Origin of the sequence: Paracoccus versutus, from assembly GCF_000763885.1 — a bacterium.
Lineage (GTDB): Bacteria > Pseudomonadota > Alphaproteobacteria > Rhodobacterales > Rhodobacteraceae > Paracoccus > Paracoccus versutus.
In genome coordinates this window covers 1-16,187 of record NZ_JRKO01000039.1, presented here as the reverse complement: position 1 = coordinate 16,187, position 16,187 = coordinate 1, and the positions used below count along the sequence as shown (strand labels likewise).

Annotated in this window: 24 protein-coding genes; 8 read left to right on the top strand and 16 right to left on the bottom strand. The window is 67.7% G+C overall.

Annotation, left to right across the window (positions count from 1 at the left end):
- Position 1 precedes the first annotated feature (1 nt).
- From IT40_RS17350 to IT40_RS17335, 4 genes are all read left to right on the top strand, one after another.
- The gene (locus IT40_RS17350) at positions 2-1,171 is read left to right on the top strand and encodes a TraB/TrbI/VirB10 family type IV secretion system protein (RefSeq protein ID WP_036757820.1); all 1,170 of its coding nucleotides are present in this window, start codon (positions 2-4) and stop codon (positions 1,169-1,171) included.
- Between the two features lie 4 nt (positions 1,172-1,175).
- Complete coding sequence (locus IT40_RS17345) at positions 1,176-1,430, top strand: DUF2274 domain-containing protein (protein ID WP_036757818.1); 255 nt, start codon at positions 1,176-1,178, stop codon at positions 1,428-1,430.
- Between the two features lie 165 nt (positions 1,431-1,595).
- Positions 1,596-1,865 carry a CopG family ribbon-helix-helix protein gene (locus IT40_RS17340; protein WP_036757817.1) on the top strand — a complete coding sequence of 90 codons (270 nt, stop codon included), beginning with the start codon at positions 1,596-1,598 and terminating at the stop codon, positions 1,863-1,865.
- Positions 1,862-2,170 (top strand): type II toxin-antitoxin system RelE/ParE family toxin, encoded by a 309-nt coding sequence (locus tag IT40_RS17335; protein WP_036757816.1) that lies wholly within the window; start codon positions 1,862-1,864, stop codon positions 2,168-2,170. Before IT40_RS17340 ends, IT40_RS17335 begins: the two co-directional genes overlap by 4 nt.
- Positions 2,171-2,185: 15 nt before the next feature.
- Here IT40_RS17335 and IT40_RS17330 read toward each other — a convergent pair whose 3' ends face one another.
- The 13 genes from IT40_RS17330 to IT40_RS17270 form a co-directional block, all read right to left on the bottom strand.
- Entirely contained in the window at positions 2,186-2,605 is a 420-nt protein-coding gene (locus IT40_RS17330) for a ribbon-helix-helix protein, CopG family (protein ID WP_036757815.1), read from the bottom strand.
- A 3-nt stretch (positions 2,606-2,608) separates the two neighbouring features.
- Entirely contained in the window at positions 2,609-4,633 is a 2,025-nt protein-coding gene (locus tag IT40_RS17325) for a conjugal transfer protein TraG (protein ID WP_036757814.1), read from the bottom strand.
- Positions 4,634-4,894: 261 nt separating this feature from the next.
- Positions 4,895-5,332, bottom strand: coding sequence for a PIN domain-containing protein (locus IT40_RS17320; protein WP_036757813.1), 438 nt, complete (start codon positions 5,330-5,332; stop codon positions 4,895-4,897).
- A 3-nt stretch (positions 5,333-5,335) separates the two neighbouring features.
- Positions 5,336-5,587: a type II toxin-antitoxin system Phd/YefM family antitoxin gene (locus tag IT40_RS17315; protein WP_028714431.1), complete on the bottom strand. Its 252-nt coding sequence runs from the start codon at positions 5,585-5,587 to the stop codon at positions 5,336-5,338.
- A gap of 110 nt (positions 5,588-5,697) precedes the next feature.
- Positions 5,698-7,434 (bottom strand): relaxase/mobilization nuclease domain-containing protein, encoded by a 1,737-nt coding sequence (locus tag IT40_RS17310; RefSeq protein ID WP_036757812.1) that lies wholly within the window; start codon positions 7,432-7,434, stop codon positions 5,698-5,700.
- Between the two features lie 247 nt (positions 7,435-7,681).
- A complete protein-coding gene (locus IT40_RS17305; protein WP_036757811.1) occupies positions 7,682-8,260 on the bottom strand; it encodes a hypothetical protein in 579 nt (192 codons plus the stop codon).
- Between the two features lie 49 nt (positions 8,261-8,309).
- Positions 8,310-9,128, bottom strand: coding sequence for a lytic transglycosylase domain-containing protein (locus tag IT40_RS17300; RefSeq protein ID WP_036757810.1), 819 nt, complete (start codon positions 9,126-9,128; stop codon positions 8,310-8,312).
- 3 nt (positions 9,129-9,131) lie between these two features.
- Positions 9,132-9,467 carry a DUF736 domain-containing protein gene (locus IT40_RS17295; RefSeq protein WP_036757809.1) on the bottom strand — a complete coding sequence of 112 codons (336 nt, stop codon included), beginning with the start codon at positions 9,465-9,467 and terminating at the stop codon, positions 9,132-9,134.
- A 1-nt stretch (position 9,468) separates the two neighbouring features.
- Entirely contained in the window at positions 9,469-10,068 is a 600-nt protein-coding gene (locus tag IT40_RS17290) for a S26 family signal peptidase (RefSeq protein ID WP_052096098.1), read from the bottom strand.
- On the bottom strand, positions 10,065-11,573 hold the full coding sequence (locus IT40_RS27765; protein ID WP_036757808.1) for a DNA cytosine methyltransferase: 1,509 nt from the start codon (positions 11,571-11,573) through the stop codon (positions 10,065-10,067). Before IT40_RS27765 ends, IT40_RS17290 begins: the two co-directional genes overlap by 4 nt.
- Positions 11,570-12,070, bottom strand: coding sequence for a DUF2840 domain-containing protein (locus tag IT40_RS17280; RefSeq protein ID WP_036757807.1), 501 nt, complete (start codon positions 12,068-12,070; stop codon positions 11,570-11,572). The genes IT40_RS27765 and IT40_RS17280 overlap by 4 nt, the downstream gene beginning before the upstream one ends.
- A gap of 240 nt (positions 12,071-12,310) precedes the next feature.
- The gene (locus IT40_RS17275) at positions 12,311-13,180 is read right to left on the bottom strand and encodes a replication initiator protein A (RefSeq protein WP_208021343.1); all 870 of its coding nucleotides are present in this window, start codon (positions 13,178-13,180) and stop codon (positions 12,311-12,313) included.
- Positions 13,177-13,458 carry a helix-turn-helix transcriptional regulator gene (locus IT40_RS17270; protein WP_036757806.1) on the bottom strand — a complete coding sequence of 94 codons (282 nt, stop codon included), beginning with the start codon at positions 13,456-13,458 and terminating at the stop codon, positions 13,177-13,179. Before IT40_RS17270 ends, IT40_RS17275 begins: the two co-directional genes overlap by 4 nt.
- Before the next feature lie 211 nt (positions 13,459-13,669).
- On the opposite strand from IT40_RS17270, the gene IT40_RS17265 reads away from it, so the two are divergent.
- The 4 genes from IT40_RS17265 to IT40_RS27760 all read left to right on the top strand — a co-directional run bounded on the left by IT40_RS17265 (position 13,670) and on the right by IT40_RS27760 (position 15,290).
- Positions 13,670-13,885 (top strand): helix-turn-helix domain-containing protein, encoded by a 216-nt coding sequence (locus IT40_RS17265; RefSeq protein WP_036757805.1) that lies wholly within the window; start codon positions 13,670-13,672, stop codon positions 13,883-13,885.
- A 185-nt stretch (positions 13,886-14,070) separates the two neighbouring features.
- On the top strand, positions 14,071-14,334 hold the full coding sequence (locus IT40_RS17260) for a DNA -binding domain-containing protein (RefSeq protein ID WP_036757804.1): 264 nt from the start codon (positions 14,071-14,073) through the stop codon (positions 14,332-14,334).
- Positions 14,335-14,479: 145 nt separating this feature from the next.
- Entirely contained in the window at positions 14,480-14,746 is a 267-nt protein-coding gene (locus IT40_RS17255) for a transcriptional regulator domain-containing protein (protein WP_052096106.1), read from the top strand.
- A gap of 16 nt (positions 14,747-14,762) precedes the next feature.
- Positions 14,763-15,290: a DUF2285 domain-containing protein gene (locus IT40_RS27760; RefSeq protein WP_425011772.1), complete on the top strand. Its 528-nt coding sequence runs from the start codon at positions 14,763-14,765 to the stop codon at positions 15,288-15,290.
- Positions 15,291-15,310: 20 nt separating this feature from the next.
- Here IT40_RS27760 and IT40_RS17245 read toward each other — a convergent pair whose 3' ends face one another.
- The 3 genes from IT40_RS17245 to IT40_RS29660 form a co-directional block, all read right to left on the bottom strand.
- Positions 15,311-15,511 (bottom strand): hypothetical protein, encoded by a 201-nt coding sequence (locus IT40_RS17245; RefSeq protein WP_036757803.1) that lies wholly within the window; start codon positions 15,509-15,511, stop codon positions 15,311-15,313.
- A 36-nt stretch (positions 15,512-15,547) separates the two neighbouring features.
- The gene (locus tag IT40_RS17240) at positions 15,548-15,751 is read right to left on the bottom strand and encodes a hypothetical protein (protein WP_036757802.1); all 204 of its coding nucleotides are present in this window, start codon (positions 15,749-15,751) and stop codon (positions 15,548-15,550) included.
- A 170-nt stretch (positions 15,752-15,921) separates the two neighbouring features.
- The coding region (locus IT40_RS29660; RefSeq protein ID WP_208855405.1) for a hypothetical protein at positions 15,922-16,187 on the bottom strand (266 nt) is incomplete at its 5' end.

Below are 16,187 nucleotides of genomic sequence, written 5' to 3'. Positions count from 1 at the left end.
CATGAGCGAGAAGGAATCTGCCGCCGCACCGATGCGGCTGCGGGCCGAGCCGCCCCGCGTCACCCGGCTCTCGCGAAAAGTGCTGGCGGGCATGGCCGGGGGTGCCGCGCTCGGCATCGGTGCCGCGCTGATCCATGCGCTGCAGGGCAAGGATGTGGAGCGCGGCGGCGAGGAGCTGTTTTCCACCGAGAACCGCGCCACCGCCGACGGGCTGGCCGAACTGCCGCGCGACTATGCCGGTCCCGCGCTCGGACCGGCGCTGCCCGGCGATCTCGGCCGCCCGATCCTCAATGCCCGCAATCGCGGCGAGCCAGTGCCGGCGCCGGACATCGCAGCCCCGCTCGAGGCCGCGCCCGCCATGGATGCCGCGGAGCAGCAGCGGCTGGCGGAAGAAGAGGCGGCGCGGCTCAGCGGCGTGTTCTTTCAGGGTGGGCCGCGGCCTGCAGGTGGATCGGATGGTGGTGGAGCCAACGCCGTTCAACCTCCTGGTGGCTATGACCCCATGGGGCAGCCCGAGGCTGCAGGCGCGCAGGACCGGCACGCGGCGTTCCTGGGCGCTGCCGCGGATCGCATCACCGTTGCCCCGGATCGCATCGAGCCGCCGGCCTCGCCCTATGTCCTGCAGGCCGGATCGGTGCTCCCGGCGGCGCTGATCACCGGCATCCGTTCCGACCTGCCCGGCCAGATCGTGGCCCAGGTCACGCAACCCGTCTACGACAGCCCGACCGGCTCGATCCTGCTGATCCCGCAGGGCACGCGGGTCATCGGCGAATACGACAATGACGTCGCCTTCGGCCAGCGCCGCGTTCTCCTCGTCTGGAACCGGTTGATCTTTCCCGATGGCCGCTCGCTGGTGCTGGAGCGCCTGCCGGGCGCCGATGCGTCCGGCTACGCCGGGCTCGAGGACGGGGTCGATTACCATTGGTGGGATCTGATGAAGGCGGCCGGGCTCTCGACCATTCTGGCGGTGGGCACCGAACTCGCCGCCGGCGACGAGGAGGACCGGCTCATCCGCGCCATCCGCGACGGCGCCCAGGACACCGTCGACCAGGCCGGCCAGCAGATCGTCCAGCGCCAGTTGCAGGTCGCGCCGACGCTCACCATCCGGCCGGGATTCCCGGTCAGGATTCTCGTGAGCCGAGATTTGGTCTTCGGGAACGGAGGAGGATGACACCATGACGAAGCTGAAGCTGGGACCGATCGTGGATGATACCCCGGTGAAGATGGCCGTCGAATTGCCCGCCGGCCTGCACAGGGATCTGGCGCTTTATGGCGAACTGCTCGGCCGCAGCGGCATGGGCGGCGGACAGGAGACTGCAGTTCCGCCGCAGAAGCTCGTCGTGCCGATGCTGGAGCGGTTCCTCGCCTCGGATCGCGGGTTTGCGAAGGCGAAACGGAGCGTCAGTGCCGGGCGTCAATCTGGCGACTGATTTTCTACATTTTCTTGCTGTCTTGTGCCGACAAAGCCCGCGCCAGGCTGAGCAAGCGGCGCAGGGCCGGATTGTCGCATAGCGTCTTCACGCCTTGCCACTGAACTGTGGCATGGCCTGTCCCGTCGTGCTATCTTGTACACAGCACAGCACAAGGCTTTCACCATGACGGCGAGCACCACCATGACGATTCGGGTTTCCCCCGAGACCAAGCGGAAGCTGGAGCGGATCGCCGGAGAAACCCGGCGCAGCAAGTCGTTCCTCGCGGCCGAGGCCGTTTCCGCCTATGTCGAGCGCGAGCTGGAAATCATCGACGGCATCCGGCGCGGCATGGCCGATGCGGCGGCTGGCCGCGTCGTGTCCCATGACGAGGCCATGGCCGAGATCCATGCCGTGCTCGACGCGGCGGAAGCGAAGCACACAGGAAAATCGTGAAGCGGCCGGTGACCTGGGCCCGCACGGCCCTGGACGACATCAAGGAGCAGATCGCCTTCATCGCCCAGGACAACCCGGCAGCCGCGCGACGGGTTGCGGATCGGCTCCGGGACACCGACGCAGCCCTCGGAGACATGGCAACCGGGCGCCCCGGCCGGGTCACCGGCAACTATGAGAAATCCGTCAGCCGCCTGCCCTATATCATCGCTTACGAGTTGCGGGTCATTGCCGGCCGGGAAAGCGTCGTCATCCTGCGCGTCATCCATACCTCGCGGGACTGGGCCGATGAGGACTGGCCGCACTGATCCGGAACACATAGCCTACTCGCGCTCCTCCGGCACTTCCTGCCGCAGCTTAGGACCACTGGCGAGGCGGCGGCCGAGGGCTTCGAGGAAGCGGTCGTAGCGCTGGCCGCCCTGCGCCTGCGCGGCGGCCTGCGCCGCCTCGGGCAGTGGCGGGGTCGCGGTCAGCCAGGAGCGCATGAAGATCGCGAAAGCCTCGTTGGCGATACCGATATCGCGTTCCAGCCGCTGAATGCTGCGGTCGATACGATCGAGCCGCCGGGCCATCGCCGCCTCCTGTCTCTCATCAGCATCGGGAGTCAGGAAGGAGGCGATGGCCGCCTCGGCCACCAGCGAGCGGGATTTCCCGCGCCGGTCGGCATAATCGGCCAGCAACAGCATCAGGTCAGGATCGAGATAGACCGAGAGGCGCTTCTTCTTGTCGGCATGTTCCGGCATGGCTCAAAGCTCCAACCCATCGTCCTGGTTCATGGAGATCTGGCGCGCAACCCGGCGCATGTCGCGCACCAGACCCCGATTGCGGACCGCCTGCCGCTCCGAGGCATCGAAGTCCGGATCGAATTCGTTCTGGGGAGGCGCAGCCGGTTCCGGGGCGATGTCCTGATAGGGCTCCAGCCCCGGCTCGCGGCGCAAACCGGCATTGTCCGCATCCCCGGACGCGTTCGTGCCGGCCTGCCCACGACCGGTGTTCTGCGCCGCACGGGCATCTGCCCCCTGCCCCGCGGGATTCGGCTTCGGCGGCTTCAGCCCCGTCCAGTCGTCTACCCGTTGCGATGGCACGACCTCGCGCGGCTCAGGAGGCGACAACACCCGCTCGCGGAACCGCGGATCGGCATAATAGCGCGCCTTCCTGGCCCGGATCGGCGGGGTCCCGGCGACCATGACGATCTCGTCCTCGGGTGGCAGCTGCATCACCTCGCCGGGGGTGAGCAGCGGCCGGGCGGTCTCGGAGCGCGAGACCATGATATGGCCGAGCCAGGGGGCGAGGCGATGGCCGGCATAGTTCTTCATCGCCTTCATCTCGGTGGCGGTGCCGAGGGCGTCGGAGACCCGCTTCGCGGTGCGCTCGTCGTTGGTGGCGAAGCTGACCCGGACATGGCAGTTGTCGAGGATCGAATTGTTCGGGCCATAGGCCTTCTCGATCTGGTTCAGCGACTGGGCGATCAGGAAGGACTTGATGCCGTAGCCGGCCATGAAGGCCAGCGCGCTCTCGAAGAAGTCGAGCCGTCCCAGCGCCGGGAACTCGTCGAGCAGCATCAGCACCCGGTGCCTGCGGTCCTTCGCATGCAGGTCCTCGGTCAGCCGCCGGCCGATCTGGTTCAGCACCAGCCGGATCAGCGGCTTGGTGCGCGAGATGTCCGAGGGCGGCACCACCAGATAGAGCGTCGAGGGGGTCTCGCCCGCGATCAGATCGGCGATGCGCCAGTCACAATGCGACGTCACGGCCGCCACGACCGGGTCGCGATAAAGGCCGAGGAAGGACATCGCCGTGCTCAGCACGCCGGAGCGTTCGTTCTCGGATTTGTTCAGCAGTTCCCGTGCGGCGCTGGCGATGACCGGATGCGGTCCGGCCTCGCCGAGATGCGGGGTCTTCATCATCGCCGCCAGCGTCGCCTCGATCGAGCGCCGCGGATCGGAGAGGAAGGCGGCGACGCGCGCCAGGGTCTTGTCCTCCTCGGCATAGAGCACATGCAGGATGACGCCGACCAGCAGGGCATGGCTGGTCTTTTCCCAATGGTTGCGCTTTTCCAGCGAGCCCTCGGGATCGACCAGGATGTCGGCGATGTTCTGGACGTCGCGGACCTCCCATTCGCCGCGCCGCACCTCCAGCAAGGGATTGTAGGCGGCGGAACCCGCATTGGTGGGATCGAAGAGCAATACGCGGCCATGCCTGGCCCTGAATCCGGCGGTGAGCTGCCAGTTCTCGCCCTTGATGTCGTGGACAATGGCCGAGCCCGGCCAGGTCAGCAGGGTCGGCACCACCAGCCCGACACCCTTGCCGGAGCGGGTGGGCGCGAAGCAGAGCACATGTTCCGGCCCGTCGTGGCGCAGATAGTCCTGATCGTATCGGCCGAGCACCACGCCGTCGGAGCCGAGCAGCCCCGCCCGCTCGATCTCGGCCCGGCCCGCCCATTTGGCCGAGCCGTAGGTCTCGACGTCTTCGGCCTCGCGGGCCCGATAAACCGACATCAGGATGGCGATGCCGATGGCGAGGAAGCCGCCCGAGGCGGCGATGATGCCGCCCTCGACAAAAATGCGCGGGGCGTAGGGGTCATAAAAGTACCACCACCAGAACAGCGCCGGCGGGTAGTAGACCGGAATGCCCCCGATCTCGAACCAGGCCGGACCCAGTTGCGGCTGGAAGCCGAGCCGCCAGGCCGTCCATTGCGTCCCCGACCAGACGAAGATCAACACGATCAGGAAGACGATGAGAATCTGGCCCCAAAGGATCTTCGTGCCGGACAAGGCGGTTCCAGCCTCCCTGCAGGTATCCGATGCAATGAGGAAAACCCGTCCGTCGCAAGTTTCAACCGCGATGTTGGCGCTGATCGCAGCCTGTCGCAGGGAGACGTAAAAATACTTGCGGGCTTCGGCGCACGGCCGCCAGCGATGTGAAACCCGTCTATCTGACGTCAATCCTGCAGCCGCCGATAGATCCCACCATGACCGAATGATTTACGGCCACCCGATGCAGCGAATCGCCGGGTTCGCAGCAGACTTATGCTCCTAAGACGCGGGCAGCTCCTTCAGCGGATTGGCATAGGGCACGCCGAGCGGCGCGAAATGCCGCTCGTTGGCGGTCAACACCGTCAGACCGTGCGCGGCGGCCGTCGCCGCGATGGCGATGTCCTCGAAGCCCGGATCATGGGCGCGCGCCCGGTCGAGGATCGCGCCGGCCTGACGCGCTTCCCCGATGCCGAAGGGCAGTATCCGGCTGGCGTAGAAATGCTCGATGGCGGCGAGCCATCGGCGCAGCGCCGGAGCCTTGCTGCTGGCGCCGATCCTGACCGCGCGGGCGATGCCGGCCTCGATCTCGGCGATGGTGATGGCCGAGAGATAGAGCCGGTCGCTATAGGCACGCATCCAGACCGCGAGCGCCTCTGCATCGGCATCGCGCCGCGTCGGCGCGGAGGCCGAGAGAATATTGGTGTCGAGCAGATACAAGAATCAGAGACCCGTATCCCGCAGCGCCCGCGCAGGCTTGCGGGCGCGTTCGGGGATGTCCTCCGGCTCGCCGGGGAAGGCCAGCAGCAGATCGGCGAAATCCGGCACCCGGGAGATGCGCTGCCATTCCTCGAAGGAGAGCAGCACCGCCTCCTTGCGGCCGTGCCGGGTGATCACCGTCGGCTCGCCGGCCACGGCCTGATCGACCACGGCGGAAAGCGTCGCCTTCGCATCCCTGAGCTGGAGTTCCTTCATGGCCGATCCTCACTATGACTATCTGTAGTCATATGGGATGATCCCGCTGATCGTCAAGGTGGGCGTGGTCGCATTCCCATGCCTTGAAGGGCTGGCCCTCGTCGGTGATCTCACAATCCCAACCCGCGCTTGCGGCCGAAGCTCCAGTCCACGCCGCCATCGCCGCGCGCGATGCCCGAAACATGCCGGTCAAGATGACGCTCGAGCGAGGGCGTCCACGGGACCAGCTTGAAACCCAGTCCATCGTCGATCATGGCGAAGCGGCCCGAGGCCAGAGCGAAGCGCCGGCGATAGGTGCCCGCGACATGCTCGCCACCGGTCGTCCGGTCGAACGGCAGGCCGGTCTCGTGGGTAAGCCTCTCGGCCAGATCACCGACCTCGCGCTCGCGCAGCCGGTCGAGCAGCCGCCGCGCGAAGACCACGCGGCCGCCCTGCCGCTCGGCCAGCCCCTCCTCGATCAGATGTTCCGCGCGCCGCTTCATCGCCTGGCGCACCTCGATGCCGAAGCCGGCCTCCGACAGTTCCACGGGATCGCGGGCTACCGCTTGGCGGTCGAGCCAGGTGGCACCGCTCGCGGTAACCTGGGCACGGATATCCAGATCGGAGCGGACGGCGAGGGCGGCGCGGCGCTCGCCGCGCGCATCCTCGTATCGGCGCAACTCGACGATGGAGCCGGGGGCGCTGTCGCCGGCGGCGTCGAAACTCGGCAGCCGGAAGTGATGGGTACGGCCATCAACACCGTCGATCACCGCATAGGCGCTGCCCTTCAGCTCGTCGTCATGGCCGCGCTCGACCAGCCGGCCGAGGATCGGGCCATCGGCCTCGCCGGCGAAGACGTAGTCCGAAACGCCGCGCTCGATCCCCTGCCCCGACAGAGCGCGATGCATGCGCTTGATGATATCGTCGCGCTCGCCGAGGTCGCGCAGCACGGTCTCGGCCTCGCGCCGGATCACCCATTGCGCCTGCCCGACCTGATCGGCCAGGCCGAGGCGTTCCAGATGCCGCAGCCGACCGACCTTCTGCGGCAGGTAATCGTCGCGCGGACCATCGGCGGGTGGCGCCATGTCGATGATGCCGGACTTGCCGGCATCCCGGACCAACTGGCGATCGAGCGCGGTCCAGCGTTCCGCCTCGATCTGACGCACCAGGTTGCGGCGGATCTCGTGGTCATGGCGCGGCCCAAGTTCCTGCGTGATCAGATCCTGCGCCCGACCACGCAACCCTTCGCGGATATAGTCGCGCGAGATGACCAGGTCCTTGCCGTCGTCCGCCCGTCCCCGGAGGATGACATGGACATGGGGATTGTCGGTGTTCCAGTGATCGACGGCGATCCAGTCCAGCTCCGTGCCGAGGTCCTTTTCCACCTGCGCCATGAAGTCCCGAGTGAAGCGCTTCAGGTCGGCCATGTCGGCGGCATCCTCGGGCGAGACGATGAAGCGGAAATGATGGCGGTCGTCCTCGCTGCGCTCGGCGAACTCCTTGACGTCGGCATTGTCAGTGTGCGGGTCGAACATGCGGGCCTTCTCCCCGCCGCGGGTGACGCCGTCGCGGCCGAGATAGCCCAGATGCCGGGGCAGCGCGGCGACCTGCGCGGTTCTGCGCACCACCCGGACCTTGACGGTGCAGAGCCGGGTGCGGCGGGTGATCAGCCTGTTGGCGCGGACAGCGGCGCTACGGCCCCGGCCGAAGCGCGATGCCCCCGGCGAAACGATCCTGCCGCCGCGCGAGACGCGCCCGCCGGCCTTCTGGGCAGCAGCCAGCGCCTGGGCCAGGAAAGGCCGGGCACGCTGGCTGCGGCTGGAGCGGATGCGCCCGGGGCGGATGCGGAAATCGTCCTCGTTGCTCATGGCCTGATCTCCTGCGAGGTGCGGGATTCGTTCGAAGACCTGCATAATCCGCGAAGCTGCGAGGTGCGGTTTGGCGCCGCGAGGTGCGGAAATGCCTCGAAACCCCGGCAAACACCCCCGACCGTCCAGCCCGCACCTCGCGGGCTTTTATCTTGCATGTTTTTCAAGGGCGGCGTGGCCCAAAGGGCCGCGCCGCCCGTTCTTTCTCCGCTGCACCCCACAGCGCGATTTCCCCGATAAACGCTCATCACGAGCCTCCTGGACGGGATCGCCCGCGGCGGGCGCTGTCGGGCTGAGGAAAGGCGGGCAGCGGATCGTCCGGCAGGGTGAACTTTCGCTGCCATGAGTGCCACGCCGCGGTGACGGCACCGGTGCCGGGAAACAGATCTTCGAGCGTATCCTCGGGCCGCGCGGCGACCATCTCGAAGCACCAGTGGCAGACGGCTTCCGGCTTGGCGCCGGTCAAACCGCGGCGCAGGGTGATGCTTTCCTGGACCCAGTCGCGCAGCACCAGCCGCTTGCTGACCACGGGCTTGCGGGCGGGCTTGACGATCACCGGCTCCCAGGCCCAGGCGACCGGCACGTTGCGCTTGAAGGCGGCGAACCCCTTCACCCAGGCCATCCAGCGGGCGCCGGTCGGCTCGACCAGCGGGGCGAGCACGGCGAAGGAGCGCGGCGTCGCGGCGGCGTGCAGGATCCAGCCGTCGTAGTCCCGTTCCAGCCGGTCGATCAGCGCCGCATGATCGACCTCGCCGGCGTAATCGGGTCGGGCGCGGTAGAGATGTGCGCAGCCGATATAGGGTGGGTCCGCGTAGGCGATCTTCATGACTACGGGCTCCCATCTGTGCAGGTGGCGCAACGTCTGGAATGTTTTTTCATTGCACCGATCCTGCGTCGGAGCGGCGGACGAACAGCCCGTCGGATTGCGGTGCGCGGGCGTCTGAAGTGGTGTCGGACGGCTCGGGAGGCGGTCCTGGATCGGCAGCCAAGGCGCCATCGGACTGCGCTGGTTCTGCATCGGACCGACGCACGAACAGACCGCCGGGTTGCGACCGTTCCGCATCCGAACCGCCGGCCATGCTGCCGGTGAAGAGCGGTGCCTCGCGCCAGTCGGCTGGCGGTGCGGCGGAGAAACCGGCGCCGGGCAGCGGCTCGCCGCCGAGCAGCGGCGCGAGCGTGGCGACATAGGCGCGGGTCTCGGCCGGCAAAGCCCGGCCCGAGACCAGATGCTCGTCGTAGCGCCCCGGCCCGGCATTGTAGGCGGCCAGCATGCCGGCGATGCTGCCGTAGCGGTCGTGCATCTCGCGCAGATAGGCGGCGCCCGCAAAAATGTTGTCGCGCGGATCGAACGGATCGCTGCCGAGAGCATGGCGGGCGCGCAGCGCCGCCCATGTCTCCGGCATGATCTGCATCAGACCCATGGCGCCCTTCGGCGAGACGGCCTGCGGATCGCCGCGGCTCTCGACATGGCGCACGGCGCGGATCCAGCCGGGCGGGATGCCGAAGCGCAGCGAGGCTTCCGCGACATGGGCCGCGAAGGGATCGCCAGCCTGCTGCGCGACCGGTGGCACGGTCTGCGCCAGCGAGCCGGCGGCCGGGAGGGCGGTGAAGGCCAGGCCGGAAAGCAGAAGGGAGGCGATGCGACTGGCGGCGCCAGCCCGCCCGTCTGCATGGTGATCGCGGAAAACCGGCATGGCTCAATCCCGCTCGTCGCGTTTTCTGGGGCGCGACCAGTGCAGCGCCCAGGAACGACCGGATTCGTCCGATTGGAACAGCCGGGCGCGGATCGGCTGCACGAGGGCGGGATCGTCGAGGGCGACTGAGATGTAGGTCCCGGCCTTCTCGCCGCTATGCGTCCAGCCGGCGCCGATCTCCGGGCCGTCCTCGCCATCGAGATGGATCCGGTAATCCGGCGCCTTCTCGATGTCGGCATTGTGCGCCGGCACGAAGACCAGGTTCAGGTCGAGGGTGACGGTGCGGATGCGGCCCTCGTAGCCGGATTGCGTGCGGGTGAATTCTCCGATCTGTGGCATGTTATCTCTCCATGTGCTGGTGGTTGATGGTGGGATCGGGGGCCGTGTCCGCACTGGCCACGGGCCCGCGGAAGCGGCCGCCGCCCGCCGCATCGGTCCAGAGCGGAACGATGCGGGCGGTGACACTGCTGACCGGGAGCGGGCCGAAATAGCGGCCGTCGAGGCTGTCCCCACCCTCCCGGTTCATGAGAAAGATCTCATCTTCGCCGACGACCCGGCAGCCCTGCCAGGAGGGCAGCGGCCTGCCGAGGCGGTCGCGCTCGCGCGCCGCGCCGAGGATCTGGCCGTCGACGGTGATCGTGCTGCCGCTGCGGCAGACCCGCGAGCCGGGAAGCGCCGCGACGCGCTTCAGCAGCGGCACGCTGGGGCCGATATAGCCGCGCGCGGTGACAAACTGGGCCAGCGGTTCGGGCGGCGTGACCGCGACCAGATCGCCGAGGGCGAGAAGGATCGGCGGCTCGACGCGGTAGAGGCCGATGGGCAGACTGGCACTGGCGTTCCAGATCAGCCGCGGCGAGATGTCGGTGACGGAGATGCTGCCGATCACCAATACTGCGAAGCCGGTTGCGGCGAGATAGGCGGCGCGGGTTCTGCGCATCATGACGCACCCCTGGGATCCGCAGGATTGTCGGTGGATGCATCGGCGGTGCGACCGGCGGCTGCATGGTCGTCGGCACCGGCATTGCCGCCGTCTGCGCTGGTGCATGCGGTGTCTGCGGCAGGGTCAACCATTGATGCGCCGCCGAGGACCGCGTTCAGCGCGGCCTCGCTGCGCAGGATGGCGCGGCCGATGGCCTCGGGGATCTGCGGCACCACCGCGTCGCCGAAGGCCTCGACGATCAGGCTCGCCGCAGACGTCCCCTTGCGGCTGCCGAGCGCAATGCGCGTCCGAGCCAGCCAGGCGGAAATCCCATCATCCATGCGTATGTGATGGGCAATGCCGCCGTTCCAGTGAGGCCATGGCTCCGCAGCATCGCCGCCAGCGCCCGCGCCCCGGCCCATTTGTCCGGCGCGCGATCCGTCATCGCACCATCCATCGCTCTGGCCATCACCGCGTCCATGGTCGGCGATTTGCGGCGGTCGTAGGCCGGGCTCCAGCCGTCCATGCGGCTGTCCCGCTTGGTCGGCGTCGGCAGGGTCTCGGGCGCCCGTCCGTCGAAATGCAGCGCCTCGCCGATCGTCGGCCTGCGGTCGAAACGGTCCTGATCCGAGGTCATCCGGCCCTTGTGCCTGCGCAGCACGCTGCCCCGTGGCGCCGCATTCGCCGTCGGCGTGCCCATCATCCCCGCGTGGCGGCTGTTGTGGCCCTGCAACTGGCTCAGCAGATCGCCCCGGCCGCCCCGATCCGCATCCGTCTTCCGCGGCGTGGCGAGGATCATGCGCAGCGGCCAGGTCGATCCCGCCCCGCCGCCGGCGCCGTCCTTCATCCCGTCCGAGGCCATCGGCGTCGGCAAGGGACGGTTGCGGAACAGGTCGGAGAGACCCGACTCCTTCATTGCCTTCCGTGCCCCCGAGCCCCCTTCCAGCCGCATCCCGCCTTGCTGGGACTGCGACACGGGTGTGGGCAAGCTGCTGCGGATCGCAGCCGATGAGCCAGGACCGCTTGCGGACATGGTTTGCGCCGATATCCGCAGCACCCACCACGCATGGCCAGCAGGCGTAGCCGAGCGCTTCCAGCTCATCGAGCAGCCGGTCGGCGCCGCGAGTTCTGAGGTTAGAGCTATTTTCAAAAGCGAACCAGCGAGGCCGGCAGTCTCCGACCAGCCGCACGGCCTCGAGATAGAGGCCCGAGCGTTCACCCTCGATCCCCTTGCCCTTCGTGTTGGCGCTGCTGATGTCCTGGCAGGGCGGCGAGCCGACGATGATCTCGGGCAGGCATCCGAGGTCGGAAACAAGTCGAGCTGCCGTGAGGCCGCGGATATCGGCGTAGAGTCTGACATGCGGAAAATTCTCCGAATAGAGGACGCGCCGCCATTCGATGATCTCGCAGGCGGCGATGGTGGTGAGCCCGGCGCGATGCAGGCCGAGCGACCAGCCGCCCGCGGCACCGCTGAAGAGGTCGAGGGCGCGGAACGGCAGAGAAAGGTGTGCGTGATCCGCAGTCATCCGCCCACCCTCCGGCGCTTCACCCAGGCGGCGTGCTGGGCCCTGGTGTAGGTCCGGAAAGGCTCCCCCGCGGTGATACGGTTATGGACATGCCGCCAGTGCTCCGGCGAGACCTCGCTAGGATCGATGCCCAGCGCCTCGATGGCGTCGACCGCCTGCAGCACCCGCTCGACCTTGGGCCAGCCGCTGATCCGAAGCAGGATCTCGGCGCCGGGACGGACGCAGGTCAGCGTCTGGAACGGCTCGCCCGGCCCGACGGCGCGCAGGATGTCGAGGCGCGAAACCACGGTGCCGAAATCGTTGCCCGCCCAGCGCACCAGCGCGAAGATGCTGCCGGGGGCGAAGCCGAGGGTCCGGCGCTGGCTGCCGATCCGATGTTCGTGGCAGAACCGCCCGAAGCGCAGCCAGTGCTCGTCCCGGCTCTCCTGCCAGATCAGGTCCACCTCGGTGATCGGGACCGGCGCGGATTTCACGGTTTCGGAGGGGCGCGCGTTCATTCGTCACCCCTTTTCGGGGCTCTGTCAGTCTCCGATTTAAGGGGAAAAACGGCGTTATCCACCGCCTGTCGCGCCCCTACAATGTTAGGATTCCTTAAGTTAGGTAAGTTAGGAGGGGCCGAATTCCTGTTCGGATTCAGCAGGGTTACACGGCCTCCGGGTTCCCGATAGTACGAGGATCGGGTTCCCGATAGTACGGGTCGAGGGGTTCCGGATAGTACGAGAGGTTCCACAGCTTGTTCACAATCTGATCCCGCCGCCCGAGGGCCGGCGCGGATCGTTGTCTTCGGGTTGGAAACACAGCCGCGGCAGACCGTCGGAACCGACGGCAAACGACAGGCGATAGCCGGGCAGCGGCTGGCGTTGAACGATGGCCCGGACTTCGAAGGCAAAGCGCTTGAAGGGCGAGAGGCTGGCGGACTTCAGGTGCAGGTGCCGGAGGTCGAAGCTCCAGCCGCCGGGCTGGCGGCCGCCATGGCGGCGCACCAGCCGGTAGAGCCAGCGCTCCAGCCCGCCCTTCAGGTCGAAATAGGCCCGGTCGATGGTCAGGACCAGCGCGTCGTCCATCACCCCGGCATAGAACCAGTCGGGCAGGATCAGCTCGACCCCCAGCGACCGGCGCCGGTCGTCGAGCAGTTCCTTCCATTCGTTGATCCAGGAGAAGCGGTGCCGCCGCCGCTCCGCCGGCTGGCGGATCGAGGTGGCGACGGTCGTCGACTGCAGCCGGTCGAGGGCGGCCTTCAGGCGGCGATACCCGAGACCGGAATCGGTTCGACCGATGAAGGTGAGGATCTCGTAGGGCGTCGCGGCCATCAGGCGGGAGGTCCGCAAGCCGTGGTTGCGGGCCTCGACGATCTGGCTGGCGGCCCAGATCAGGATGTCGGCATCCCAGATCGTCGCCATGCCGTGTTCCGGCGTCGCCTCGACGCGGATCGAGACCGCACCCATGTGGAAATCGATCGGCACCACCCGGCGCGACTTGGCCAGCGAGAAGAACGGCCAGGACATCAGGTCGCGGGAATCGCGCGCGGCGATGTCGCGGGCGACCGGCCGGAACAGGTCCATCTGCCGGCCGTCGCAGATGCGGCGCAGGGACAGTGAAGAGGTCATCGCGCCTTTCCCCGTCCAGTACCTATGCTGCCGGCGACTCGCCCATCGGGACAGCGTGCCGCCGTCGCCATCTCCGATGTAGATTGCCGCGCCGAGCCCTCGATCCAGGCGCGCAGATCGGCGATGGTGTAGACGACACGGCCGCCGAGCTTGCGGTAGACCGGGCCGGTGCCGCCGCAACGGTGCTTTTCCAGCGTGCGCGGCGAGAGGTCCAGAAGCCGGGCGGCTTCCTCGGTGCGCACGAAGCGCGGCCAGGCGGGATCGGGTTCGTTCTGCATCGTCGGTCTCCGTCGCAAGACCCGCCGGAGAGGCGGGATTGCGGCGACGATGGCGCAAAAGCGGCACCAGGCCGGAGTGACAGAATGACGGCCCGGTTTTTGTCACCCCCTTCGCTGGGGGCCGGAGCCCGGTCGACGAAAAGCTTGGCCGGCTCACGAATCCCCATTATACTGGGTGGCACCGGATCGGGTGCCCGGCGACTCCTCCGGCATGAGACTGCGGGAGCGAGTTGCGAGGAATCTGCGCCGGCTGAGACAGGAGAAATCCCTGTCGCAGGAGGAGCTTGCCGACCGTGCGGACATCAACCGGAACTATGTCGGTATGCTGGAGCGCGAGGAGAACGCGGCGACGGTCGACATGCTGGAAAAGCTCGCCGCGGTGCTGGAGGTCGACCCGGTGGAGCTGCTGCGTCGCGACAAGACGTAAGCTGTCGGCGGCTGTTTGCCCGTTTGCGCGACAATTCGCAGGTTTGCGCCGATCGCCAGGACACGCTCCTACCCATTCCGGAATCCGTGTATTCGGAAATGCCCGATACCCGGTATCGTTGTTTCCCCTAGAAAGGGAACGCCGCGTCCCCCATCCTGGACACGGCTCGGATACAGGAGAGCCCCATGGCCGCTGACGCCTTCGAGGAGACCCCGCCGCAGTCGGAACGGCTGACCGGCTACGACGAGGCCCATCTGACCACCTATCTGCGGCTGCTCGACGCGGAGGAGGACGGCGCGGACTGGCGCGAGGTCGCCCGGATCGTCTTCGGTCTCGATGTGGACGCCGATCCGGACCGGGCGAAGCGCGTTCACGACAGCCATCTGGCCCGGGCGCGCTGGATGACCGAGGCCGGCTACCGTCAGCTTCTGAAACCCGGCTTGCGCTGACGCAGGGAACGTCGGCCCTATTTGTCTGCGCTTTTGTGTCGTTTGCGCCTGCCCCGTATTCCCGGCGGCGATCTTCGCGCAATTGCCGGTTGTCCGCATACTCCCGGTTTCCGACCCGCCTTTCCTTCCGATGGAGAACAGAGCCATGCCGTCTTCCACCGATTGGAGGTCTCCGGGATATGACGACCGGTTCCGGACGCTCGACCGCGCCCGGATGACCTTCCAGTTCCTGCGCCGCAACCGCCGCTATCGGGCGGAATATGCCCGGATCCGCAAGCATATCGGGCGCGGGGCGCCCGTTGCCGATGCCGCGAGAGAGGAGATCGCCCGGATGGCCCGCCGCTGGGGGCTGATGTTTCCCGGTCGATCCGGCCCTTCCGGCATCGGAGGCGCGGCCGCTCTGGCGTCCTGATGCGTTTCCCGCCGCCCTGATCCTCACCGCGGCACCCGAAGGCTACGACCGGCCAGCCCTGCTCGGCCCGGCCGACCTACCGTTGGCGCCGATGTTGCACGCCCGTGACGGGCTGCACGGCATCGTCGCCGATGCGGACAGCGATCACCGGCTGTGGTTTCCCCGTGGCGCGGCCCGGATCAGGCTGGCGGTCCTGGTGCCGCTCGACGAGGATCTGATGCTCCGGCTGAACGGCATCCGGCGGTTCCACCGGCTGCTGACCGGCAGGCCGGTCAGGCCGATCCCGTCCCTGCAGGCGCTTTCGGCATCGGAGCGGCAACGGGCGGTCCTGATGCTGCGCGCCTGGGACGGTGCCGCCTCCGGCGCCTCGCGCCGCGACATCGCCGGGGTGCTGTTCCGGTCGGATTTCAGCGGACTCAGCGCCGCCGAGTGGAAATCTGCCTCCGAGCGCCGACAGCTGGCCCGCATCCTCGCCGAGGCGCGGGCCATGGTCGGCGGGGAATACCTGACCTTGCTGCGGGAACACTCGCACGGGCGGCGCTGAACCGGCTTCCGCTCGCGGCGTCAGTCGCTGGCGAGGTCGGCCTCGTATTGTGCGCGGCGCAGACGGAGGAATTCCTCGATCTCCGCTGCGGTGGTCGCGCCGTATTCGACCATCTGGCCGAGCAGTTCGAGAGCTTCGTGGATGTCGTTGCGGTCGAAGCCGAACTCGCATTCGGCGTGGATCTTCGCCGCGAGGGCGGTGGTCTCGGTTTCACAGGTCATGGCTGTTCTCCTGTCGGAGCGTGGGGCTGATGGTGGTCAGATCAGGCCAGCCTTTTGCAACCAATCGGCGGCGTCTGCGGCATCGGTTGCGCGGACAATGACCGTCAGGGTCATGCTGTCGCGGCTGGCGCGGGCCCTGACCCCGGCATCGGCGTCCATGCCCATCTCGATGTCCTCGAGGTTGATACGGCGGGCCAGCGGGTTGCCGGGGATGTTGATCTCGAATGTCGCGGTATGCATAGGCTCGTCTCCGGCTTCGGGGGCCGATCCGTCCGGCCCCTTCCACCACCCCGACCCCGCGTTGCGGGGAGCATGGCGCCGGCCGGTGTCGACCACCTGCTCGACTTACGAATAGTCTAGCAAAAACAGGGCGCTAACGCAAGCGGATTGTGGCATTTTATCCATTACTTTCAGCCTGTTAGAGGGGTTATCAGCTTCTTTCCGCATCCGCCGAAACGCCCGCGGATGGCCGGCTCTTTTGCCGGCCGGCGCCGGTTCTCCTTCTGCTCCGAAGCAAAATGCGCCGGTCCCGACCAAGCGCCGAAGGTGATGCAAAGCCCATCGGTGGCGCCATGGAACTGCTTCGGCCCCCAGCCGTCTTTCCCAAGCCCCTGTTTCACCAGTCCGGGAGAAGGATGGGGTCTGGGGAAGGAAGGAGGGAACCGTCTCCTTCCCC

Excerpts from the sequence above, each read along its gene's own strand:
- IT40_RS17350 (WP_036757820.1), top strand. The coding sequence starts at position 2 with ATGAGCGAGAAGGAATCTGCCGCCGCACCGATGCGGCTGCGGGCCGAG.
- IT40_RS17345 (WP_036757818.1), top strand. The coding sequence starts at position 1,176 with ATGACGAAGCTGAAGCTGGGACCGATCGTGGATGATACCCCGGTGAAG.
- IT40_RS17340 (WP_036757817.1), top strand. The coding sequence starts at position 1,596 with ATGACGGCGAGCACCACCATGACGATTCGGGTTTCCCCCGAGACCAAG.
- IT40_RS17330 (WP_036757815.1), bottom strand. The coding sequence starts at position 2,605 with ATGCCGGAACATGCCGACAAGAAGAAGCGCCTCTCGGTCTATCTCGAT.
- IT40_RS17315 (WP_028714431.1), bottom strand. The coding sequence starts at position 5,587 with ATGAAGGAACTCCAGCTCAGGGATGCGAAGGCGACGCTTTCCGCCGTG.
- IT40_RS17310 (WP_036757812.1), bottom strand. The coding sequence starts at position 7,434 with ATGAGCAACGAGGACGATTTCCGCATCCGCCCCGGGCGCATCCGCTCC.
- IT40_RS17305 (WP_036757811.1), bottom strand. The coding sequence starts at position 8,260 with ATGAAGATCGCCTACGCGGACCCACCCTATATCGGCTGCGCACATCTC.
- IT40_RS17300 (WP_036757810.1), bottom strand. The coding sequence starts at position 9,128 with ATGCCGGTTTTCCGCGATCACCATGCAGACGGGCGGGCTGGCGCCGCC.
- IT40_RS17295 (WP_036757809.1), bottom strand. The coding sequence starts at position 9,467 with ATGCCACAGATCGGAGAATTCACCCGCACGCAATCCGGCTACGAGGGC.
- IT40_RS17290 (WP_052096098.1), bottom strand. The coding sequence starts at position 10,068 with ATGATGCGCAGAACCCGCGCCGCCTATCTCGCCGCAACCGGCTTCGCA.
- IT40_RS27765 (WP_036757808.1), bottom strand. The coding sequence starts at position 11,573 with ATGACTGCGGATCACGCACACCTTTCTCTGCCGTTCCGCGCCCTCGAC.
- IT40_RS17280 (WP_036757807.1), bottom strand. The coding sequence starts at position 12,070 with ATGAACGCGCGCCCCTCCGAAACCGTGAAATCCGCGCCGGTCCCGATC.
- IT40_RS17275 (WP_208021343.1), bottom strand. The coding sequence starts at position 13,180 with ATGACCTCTTCACTGTCCCTGCGCCGCATCTGCGACGGCCGGCAGATG.
- IT40_RS17270 (WP_036757806.1), bottom strand. The coding sequence starts at position 13,458 with ATGCAGAACGAACCCGATCCCGCCTGGCCGCGCTTCGTGCGCACCGAG.
- IT40_RS17265 (WP_036757805.1), top strand. The coding sequence starts at position 13,670 with ATGAGACTGCGGGAGCGAGTTGCGAGGAATCTGCGCCGGCTGAGACAG.
- IT40_RS17260 (WP_036757804.1), top strand. The coding sequence starts at position 14,071 with ATGGCCGCTGACGCCTTCGAGGAGACCCCGCCGCAGTCGGAACGGCTG.
- IT40_RS17255 (WP_052096106.1), top strand. The coding sequence starts at position 14,480 with ATGCCGTCTTCCACCGATTGGAGGTCTCCGGGATATGACGACCGGTTC.
- IT40_RS17245 (WP_036757803.1), bottom strand. The coding sequence starts at position 15,511 with ATGACCTGTGAAACCGAGACCACCGCCCTCGCGGCGAAGATCCACGCC.
- IT40_RS17240 (WP_036757802.1), bottom strand. The coding sequence starts at position 15,751 with ATGCATACCGCGACATTCGAGATCAACATCCCCGGCAACCCGCTGGCC.